At 63.2% G+C, this 8,676-nt stretch carries 7 protein-coding genes and 1 pseudogene; 4 read left to right on the forward strand and 4 right to left on the reverse strand.

Annotation, left to right across the window (positions count from 1 at the left end; genetic code table 11):
* The first annotated feature begins 157 nt into the window (after nt 1-157).
* Entirely contained in the window at nt 158-1,552 is a 1,395-nt protein-coding gene (locus tag CXY71_RS08630) for an MFS transporter (protein WP_104135230.1), read from the forward strand.
* A gap of 98 nt (nt 1,553-1,650) precedes the next feature.
* Here the strand turns inward: CXY71_RS08630 and CXY71_RS08635 are convergent, their stop codons facing one another.
* Nucleotides 1,651-2,553 carry a LysR family transcriptional regulator gene (locus tag CXY71_RS08635; RefSeq protein WP_104135231.1) on the reverse strand — a complete coding sequence of 301 codons (903 nt, stop codon included), beginning with the start codon at nt 2,551-2,553 and terminating at the stop codon, nt 1,651-1,653.
* Between the two features lie 112 nt (nt 2,554-2,665).
* Between CXY71_RS08635 and mmsB the strand changes: the two are divergent.
* The 3 genes and pseudogenes from mmsB to CXY71_RS08645 all read left to right on the forward strand — a co-directional run.
* Nucleotides 2,666-3,526 (forward strand): annotated as a pseudogene (gene mmsB / locus CXY71_RS21965) (3-hydroxyisobutyrate dehydrogenase); the annotation flags it as partial.
* A gap of 72 nt (nt 3,527-3,598) precedes the next feature.
* Complete coding sequence (locus CXY71_RS21970; RefSeq protein WP_233204563.1) at nt 3,599-5,083, forward strand: CoA-acylating methylmalonate-semialdehyde dehydrogenase; 1,485 nt, start codon at nt 3,599-3,601, stop codon at nt 5,081-5,083.
* Nucleotides 5,084-5,142: 59 nt separating this feature from the next.
* Nucleotides 5,143-5,916 (forward strand): EI24 domain-containing protein, encoded by a 774-nt coding sequence (locus CXY71_RS08645; protein ID WP_199184258.1) that lies wholly within the window; start codon nt 5,143-5,145, stop codon nt 5,914-5,916.
* Here the strand turns inward: CXY71_RS08645 and CXY71_RS08650 are convergent.
* The 3 genes from CXY71_RS08650 to CXY71_RS08660 form a co-directional block, all read right to left on the reverse strand.
* Nucleotides 5,907-6,866 carry a cytochrome b/b6 domain-containing protein gene (locus tag CXY71_RS08650; RefSeq protein WP_368665874.1) on the reverse strand — a complete coding sequence of 320 codons (960 nt, stop codon included), beginning with the start codon at nt 6,864-6,866 and terminating at the stop codon, nt 5,907-5,909. The genes CXY71_RS08645 and CXY71_RS08650 overlap by 10 nt on opposite strands.
* Before the next feature lie 301 nt (nt 6,867-7,167).
* A complete protein-coding gene (locus tag CXY71_RS08655) occupies nt 7,168-7,380 on the reverse strand; it encodes a helix-turn-helix transcriptional regulator (RefSeq protein WP_104135233.1) in 213 nt (70 codons plus the stop codon).
* Nucleotides 7,377-7,658, reverse strand: a complete 282-nt coding sequence (locus tag CXY71_RS08660; RefSeq protein ID WP_104135234.1) for a hypothetical protein — start codon at nt 7,656-7,658, stop codon at nt 7,377-7,379. The genes CXY71_RS08655 and CXY71_RS08660 overlap by 4 nt, the downstream gene beginning before the upstream one ends.
* Nucleotides 7,659-8,676 lie beyond the last annotated feature (1,018 nt).

The following is an 8,676-nucleotide window of genomic DNA, read 5'->3' on the forward strand; positions in this document are numbered from 1 at the left end:
GGTGCCGAGTTCGTTCCCGAAAAATCACGTGTGCATTTCTGCACGGCACCCCTGTGCAAATCGCACTTTGACAGTCACCAGTGCGAAGCGCAAGCTAAGACGAGCCAGACGACGTGTGAATGAGCGCGTTGTGTCAATGACGACACGGGGGAGACCCATGAGCACGACTAGATCCAATATCCGACAGGACGTACATACGTCCGGACTGAAAAAGGTCGTCGCAGCCTCCATGGCCGGCACGGTCGTCGAGTGGTACGAATTCTTTCTCTATGCCTCGGCCGCAACGCTCGTATTCGGTACCCTGTTCTTTCCGAACGCGGGCAGCGAACTTGAGGGCATCATCGCGGCGTTCGCGACCTACGCCGTCGGCTTCTTGGCTCGCCCGATCGGCGGCATCGTGTTCGGACACTTCGGTGACAAGTTCGGCCGTAAACGCCTGCTCCAGTTCAGCCTCGTGCTCGTCGGCGTCGCCACCTTCCTGATGGGCTGCCTGCCAACATTCCAGCAGATCGGCTACCTCGCACCGATTCTGCTCGTGCTACTGCGCTTCATTCAGGGCTTCGCCGTCGGCGGTGAATGGGGCGGCGCCGTGCTGCTCGTCGCCGAGCACAGCCCGGAGAAGTCGCGCGGATTCTGGGCCAGCTGGCCCCAGGCTGCCGTACCCATGGGAAACCTGCTAGCCACCGCTGTTCTGTTCGTGCTCGCCTCGACGCTGTCCGACGAGGCCTTCCTCAGCTGGGGCTGGCGCGTCGCCTTCTGGCTCTCCGCGGTGATCGTGCTCATCGGCTATTACATTCGCACCAAGGTTAGCGATGCTCCGATCTTTCTCAAGGCGCAGAAGGAGGTCTTGGAGGGTGATAAGGGCTTCGGCATCGTCGAGGTCTTCCGCCGCTACCCGCGTGGAGTGTTCACCGCGATGGGACTGCGCTTCGCCGAGAACATTCTCTATTACCTGGTCGTGGTGTTCTCGATCACGTATCTGAAGATCATCGTAGAAATGGACACCTCTCGCGTTCTGCTGCTCCTACTCATCGCCCACGCGATTCACTTCATTGTCATTCCGCTCGTCGGCCACCTCTCCGACCGCGTTGGCCGCCGCCCGGTCTACTTCGTCGGCGCCGTGCTCGCCGGCACCTGGGGTTTCTTCGCCTTCCCCATGATGGACACCGCGAACGACTTCATCATCATCGTTGCGATCATGATGGGCCTGCTGTTCCACGCGCTCATGTATGCCGGCCAACCAGCCATTATGGCTGAAATGTTCCCCACCCGCATGCGCTACTCCGGTGTCTCCCTCGGTTACCAGGTCACCTCGGTAATCGCGGGGTCCATCGCCCCGATCATCGCCGTGAGCCTGCTCTCCACCTTCGAGTCCTCAGTGCCCGTGGCCATCTACCTCGCGGCGGCATGCCTCGTGACGGCCCTCGTCGTGCTGACCCTTAAGGAGACCCGCGGCCTGTCGCTGCACGACATTGATGCAGCGGATGCCGCCGATTTGGCCGATCGCGCCGCCTCTGCCGCCGATTTGGCCGGGACCAGCAGCGGTCGATAGCGCGGCTTCACCGGGGGCTCGGTTCAGGGGCGATCGAGCCGCCGTCGATGCGCTGCCACCCCATTCTTGGTGCGGTTGGAGAGCATCCGCTTGCCGAATCAGTCGGTGAACGCGGCGGGCCGACTCGCGATCTCGAGGGTGATCGCCTCGATCGCGGCGCGCACCACAGGCGAACGCAACGATTCGGCCCGCACCACCGCCCAAATCGGCAGCTGGCGCTGAAAATCGTCGGGCAGCACCGGAACGAATTCCGGCCGATCGTGCACAAGGAAATTGGGCAGCAGTCCGATTCCGGCGCCGGCCTGCACGGCCTCCAGCTGCGCGAACAGGCTGGTCGACTGAAAGGTCGTGGCGGCTTCCGGCAGCTGCGACGATCGGTAGCCCAGGTCGGTCACGAGCAAGGCGCTCTCGACGTACGACACGAAACTGTGCAACGCAATATCGTCGAGCGACTGCGGCACTCCGCGCTCCCGGAGGTACTCGCGGCTGGCATAGAGCCGCAGAAAATAGTTGGTGAGAAACATGGCCTGCGCGTTGTTGACGTCGTTGCGTCCAGCCACGATCTCCAGGTCGACACCCGACCGGTTCTGACTCACCTTGCGGGTGGCGCTGAACATTTCGATATTGATGCTCGGGTGCCCCTGCTGCAGCTTCACGAGCGCCGGCGTCACGATCTCGGCCCCGAAGCCGTCGATCGTGCTGATGCGCAGCAGTCCCGACAGCGGGTCCTTCTGGCTGATCGCTGCGCTGAGCACCCCGAGTCGGTCTTCGATCGCTTCGGCAGCACTGACCGCGTGCCGGCCTAATTCGGTGAGCTCCCAGCCGTGCGGGCTGCGTTCGAGAGTGCGGCCACCCAACTCCTGATCAAGTGAGCGGATGCGTCGCGAAATTGTCGTGTGCGTGGTGCCGAGTGCCTCGGCGACCGCATTGAACCGGCCTAACCTGGCCACGGTGAGCAACACGAGCAGATCGTTCGGGCTCGGAAGTTGATGTGCATTCACGAATCAGCCCCTTCCAGTGTGTGCATTTGCGCACATAGCCTCTGTGAATTATTGCCTTGATTGCACTCTATCCGGCTGCGAGGGTGGAGGGACACAAGCAAAGGAGCTTCAAATGTCTGTAGTCGCATGGATCGGATTGGGGAACATGGGCGGTCCCATGTCCGCCAACATGGTGGCTGCCGGCCACGAGGTGCGCGGGTTCGACCTGAATCCGGATGCCGTCGCCGCCGCTGCCGAGGCGGGGGTCACCGCCGTGTCCAGCATCGCGGCGGCCGTGGCCGGAGCCGATGTCGTCTTCACCATGCTGCCCAAGGGTGAGCATGCCCGGTCGGTCTACTTCGGCGCCGACGGGGTGCTGGCCAACACCGACACGACAGCGCTGCTGGTAGATTCCTCCACTATCGACATCGACACCGCTCAAGCCCTGCACGACGCGGCGGCCACGGCGGGCTTTCGCTTCGTCGACGCCCCGGTCTCCGGCGGTATCAGCGGCGCAACGGCGGCAACATTGACCTTCATGATCGGCGGCGAAATCGGCGCGGTTGCCGCCGCTACAGCGTTCATCCAGCCGATGGCAGCGAATATCATCCCGACCGGAGGCGCGACGACCGGCCAGGCTGCAAAGATCTGCAACAACCTCATGCTGTTCATCAACCTCGCCGCAACCGCCGAGGGCGCCGTGCTGGCCGAGCGGCTGGGACTGGACAAGCAGGTGTTCTGGGATATCGCATCCGTTTCATCGGGCGATAGCTGGGCGCTGCGCACCTGGTACCCGATCAAGGATGTGGTCGCCACGGCCGCCGCGAACCGGGACTTCGCCCCGACCTTCACTACCGACCTGGCCAGCAAGGACATCGGCCTCGCCATCGCGGCGGCCCGCGCCACCGACACTCCGCTCGAAATCGGCGAGCACGTCGCCAAGCTGTTTCAGCGGCTGATCGACGAGGGCGAGGGCGGCAAAGACTGCTCGATGATCGTCAAACTCGTCGACGGCACCCTGCAGTCGCACAGCTGGACCATGTCATCAACGAGAAAGAGAACTCCTATGCAAACAATTCCCCACTACATCAACGGCCAGCGCGTCGAGTCGGCCGAGCGGTTTGGCCCGGTATTCAACCCGGCCACCGGTGTGCAGGAGAAACAGGTCGTCCTAGCTTCCCGCGCAGTCGTCATCGACGCGATCGAGTCCGCCAAGGCGGCCCTTCCCGAGTGGCAAACCAGCACCCTGGCCAAGCGCACCGCCATCTTCTTCAAGGTGCGCGAATTGCTCGCCGAGCGCACTGCAGAACTGGCGGCGATCCTCACGAGCGAGCACGGCAAGGTGCTCTCTGACGCGGCCGGCGAGATCACCCGTGGGCTCGAGAACATCGAGTTCGCGACCGGCCTCGCCCACATGCTCAAGGGCGACTTCTCGCAGCAGGTCTCCCACGGAATCGACGTGCACTCGGTGCGCCAGGCCGTCGGCGTCGTTGCCTGCGTCACTCCGTTCAACTTTCCAGCCATGGTGCCGCTGTGGATGATCGGCAGCGCCCTCGCCTGCGGCAACACCGTGCTGCTCAAGCCAAGCGAGAAGGACCCGTCGTCGGCGATCTTCATCGCTGAGATCTTCACGGAGGCCGGTCTGCCCGCCGGCGTGCTCAACGTCGTGCAGGGCGATAAGGAGGCCGTCGACGAGCTCCTCGACAACCCTGCCGTCAAGGCGATCAGCTTCGTCGGGTCCACTCCGATCGCCAAGTCCATCTACAGCCGTGCCGCCGCAAACGGCAAGCGCGTGCAGGCCCTCGGCGGAGCGAAAAACCACATGGTCGTGCTGCCAGATGCCGACCTCGAGATGACAGCGGATGCCGCCATCAACGCCGCCTACGGATCCGCCGGGGAACGCTGCATGGCCGTGAGCGTGCTCGTGGCCGTCGGCGGCATCGCCGACGACCTCGTCGCCGCAATCGAGAAGCGCATGAAAAAACTCATCATCGGCCCCGGAACCGATCCGACCTCACAGATGGGCCCACTCATCACCGGCGATCATCGCGACCGAGTCGCGTCCTACCTGGCCGGCGCTGAGTCCGCCGGCGCCACGATGGTCGTCGACGGTCGGGCGCAGAACTTCGCCAGCGACGGCTTCTTCCTCGGCGTCAGCCTGATCGACCACGTCACGCCCGGCATGAAGGTCTACACCGATGAAATCTTCGGCCCGGTACTCTCGGTCGTGCGCGTCGACACCTTCGACGAGGCGGTAAAGCTCGTCAACGAGCACGAGTTTGGCAACGGCGTGGCCTTGTTCACCCGCGACGGCGGGGCGGCTCGGCAGTTCGAGTGTGAAATTGAGGCTGGCATGGTCGGCATCAACGTGCCTATTCCGGTGCCGGTCGGGTCGTTCTCCTTCGGCGGCTGGAAGAACTCGCTGTTCGGCGACGCACACATGTACGGACCGGACAGCATCCGTTTCTACACCCGCGCCAAGGTCGTCACGACCCGCTGGCCCGACCCTGCCACCTCCGAGATCAACCTCGGCTTTCCCCAGTTGGCGTAAATCCGCGCGGGTCCCCTCGGGGACCCGCAGACGTTTCCTGGCGGGGCTAGGGTGTGGAGGTGCCGTCTTCAGCCCAGCCCACCGCCACGCACGAGTTCGTCGCCGGGACCGCATTTCTCGGTCGCGGCCTCAAAATGTGGATAACCTCACCCCGTCTCATGCTGCTCGGCGCCCTGCCGGCTCTCATCGTCGGCATTCTCTATCTGGTCGGCATCGTGGTACTGCTCGTCAACGTCGAGACCATCGCCGTCACGATCAGCCCGTTCGCGAACGGCTGGGACGAGCCGTGGCGCACGGGCGTGCGAGTCCTGGCCGGCGCGGCGGCCGCAGCGGCCGGCATCCTCTTGCTTGCTTACACCTTTGTGGCCGTGACGCTGATGATCGGGGACCCCTTCTACGAGCGCATCTGGCGTGCGGTCGAGACCGACCTCGGCGATGCGCCAGTCGAAGCTAAGCGCGGCCTGTTGCGCCCGATCGCGGACGCCCTGCGGTTGGTCGCCCTCGCTGTGCTGGTCGCTCTCTTGCTTCTCCTCTGCGGCCTGGTTCCCGGACTCGGCCAGCTGATCGCGCTCGTTCTCGGGGCTGTTTTGGGCGGCTGGATCCTCACCCTCGAACTCACCGGCTTCGCCTTCGACGCCCGCGGCTTCACCCTCACCCAGCGACGACGGATGCTGCGCGCCCGCCAATCCCGCAGCCTCGGTTTCGGTGTGCTCACCTACCTGCTGTTCCTGATTCCGGGCGCGGCGGTCATCGTGATGCCCGCCGCTGTCGCGGGCGCAGCCTTGCTCAGCCGGGACGTGCTCGAAGCGACGAAACCGAGCGATCAGCGCTGACGGTGAATGATTCTCCCGCCGCGCGCCGCGATGGCGCGAACCACGACCGGGCGCGCCCCGATCCAGATCGTAGCCATGAGCAGGATCGAGCCGACGAAGATCCAGACACCGAGCCAGCCGTCGTCATTCCGCGCCGCATACATGTGGTTCAGGTTGGCCCGGGCGCCGGTCGTGAGTACGAGCAGAACGTGCACGACAATGAACGCCACGAAGAAGACAAACACCGCAAAGTGCAGCTTGCGCGCGACGGGCAAGGGAAAGACCCGATCAAGTCGCCGAAACCGGGCAGAGAAGCCGGGGGACATGCGTAGGCCGGTAACGAGCGCGATCGGTGCTGCCACGAATACGACCGTGAAGTAACTGAGCAGTTGAAGGGCGTTGTAGTGCGCCCAGCCGTTATCCGTCGGCCAGTTCAGCGAGGCATATTGCAGGCTGGCCGACACGGCGTTGGGAATGACGTCCCAGTTGGTGGGCACAATTTTGAGCCATTGCCCGGTCGCGAACAACAGAACATAGAAGACGATCCCGTTCACCAGCCACAGCGTGTCGAACACGATGTGCTGCCATAAATCGAGGGTGATGCGGATCGGCGGATTCTTGGTGCGCAACCAGCCGGTATTGGTGCGCGTCCAGAAAATGGACGGGCGTTTGGTCGTACGCACCTGCCAGCCGGTCCTAATGACGAACAGAATGAAAAAGGCGTTGAGCCCGTGCTGCCAAGCCAACCAGGCCGGCACTCCGACCGGTGTCGCGGCCGGATGGGTCGACACACCGGGGTAACTGCGTGTGAAGTCGTCGACCGAGGGAAGGGCACGCATCCCGTTCGCCGCGAGCACCACGATGGCCGCGACCACGAGCAGGACAGGCACGATCCAGGCCAGCCACATCCACCGGCTCGGCTGATAGGTACGCAGTCGAAAGGCACTGCGCCGAAGGGCACCCATCGTCATCGCGTTCCGTTCTCGCCTGAGCTTGTGCAGGGCGTCCCCGCAAGGCTACTTGCCCTCTCCGACGCGGTGTAGATCCCCGACGCGGTGGGTCATATAGCGGACAGCTGAACTAGGTCTTCCGGCAGACCACCCCGCGGGCACTGCGCTGCTATTGATTCAAGTTCTTGACCATTCCGGCCGGCCAAGGAACCACGATCGCACCGACGAGGGACCGGAGGAGGCTCTCATGTCAGTGAAGTTGCACTTCAGCCCAGTATCCCCACGACAGCGAGCAGCCGAGCCACCGGGGTGAAAACCTTCGTCACATCGTGTGATCCGCCTCATAGTCGTCGAAGAAGATGCTTTCTACAGGCCTGCCGAACAGTCGGGCCAGCCGAAGGACGAGGGGAAGGCTGGGGTTGAACCGACCGGCCTCTATGGCGTTGATGGTCTGTCTAGAGACCCCGACGTTCGTGGCCAAGGTTTCTTGGGACCATTTCCGCGCCTGCCGGAGGGCCTCGACGTCGTTCCTCATGCCGTGGCCCTGGTGGCTGCTTTCCTGATCACGGCATGGCGTACCCAGAAATCAACGATGAGAACAACGGCGAGGCCGATCAGCACCCAGGCGGGATTCGTCTGAGTGGGAAAGATGATGAAAAGGCATCCCGTGATGACAGTGAGGAGCACCATATCCAGGAACGTTTTGGACTGAGCTTCCACGGCCAGATGGCGTTCCAGGCTGTCGGGTCTGGCCGTCAGCTCACGGCGCTCCGTGCGCCGGCGGAAGATCATCGTTCCGATCGACACCGACATCAGGGAAGCGAAGACCGCCGCGGTAAGGGCAGTAATGACCCACGAAGCTGCACCGGCTTCTTGAGCGGCGCCGAGAAAACCCCCCCAAGGTGCCGCACACGACAACACCGATTGCGATGTAAATGAACCGCACCTTCATGCTGAACTCCTTTGCTGAATGACCGAATATGGAAAGTTCACTTTCCATATTAGAAGGCATTCAGACGAAAGTCGGTGTATGGCCGGGCCAAAATGGCGCGGCGCCACCGGCCCGTTCGTCACTGGTGTCAGCTGGCTAGCTTTCCTCTAGCGACATTCGGGGTACAGGAGGCGCTGGAGGTAGATGCGCAGAGTGTTCAAACACTGGCTACTCTGCCCTCCCTTGAAGTGTCTTGCGAAGGATCGTTACCAAACGCCACCCGTCACAGACCTGAGCGTCGAATATTCGACGAAGTCTCAAACCACCCGTAGAGACCGTCTCTATCGGCTTGGTTTCACATCCTCCGGTCTGCGAGCCTCGACGAGCTCTTGGGCCATGGTGCTTGCTTCGCGGACGAGAGCAGCGTCGCGGCCGACTTTCGCTGCTGTGATGGCCGCGTCGTAGAGCAAAGCCAGGCGGGATGTCACCGTGGCGGCAGTGCCCGCACCTATGAGGTTGGCCAGGTGTGTGCGAACGACGGCGCGGTAGCGTTGTGCGACTGCGCCGACTGCCGCGCATTCCGGCAGTTCAATCACGGCATTAGTGAATGGGCAGCCGTGGAACGTGTTCAATTCGACTGAGCGGGCGAGGGCCTCAAATAGGGCTGCGATCCGCNCGGCGCGGTAGCGTTGTGCGACTGCGCCGACTGCCGCGCATTCCGGCAGTTCAATCACGGCATTAGTGAATGGGCAGCCGTGGAACGTGTTCAATTCGACTGAACGGGCGAGGGCCTCAAATAGGGCTGCGATCCGCTCCCAGCGCGGCGAGAGCGGATTGTCCAGTGCGTGGGCGTTTCTGATCCAGCCGTCTAGCTCCTGTTCCAGGTAAGCCACGACGAGA

The sequence above is a fragment of the Cryobacterium sp. Y62 genome, from assembly GCF_002929785.1.
Lineage (GTDB): Bacteria > Actinomycetota > Actinomycetes > Actinomycetales > Microbacteriaceae > Cryobacterium.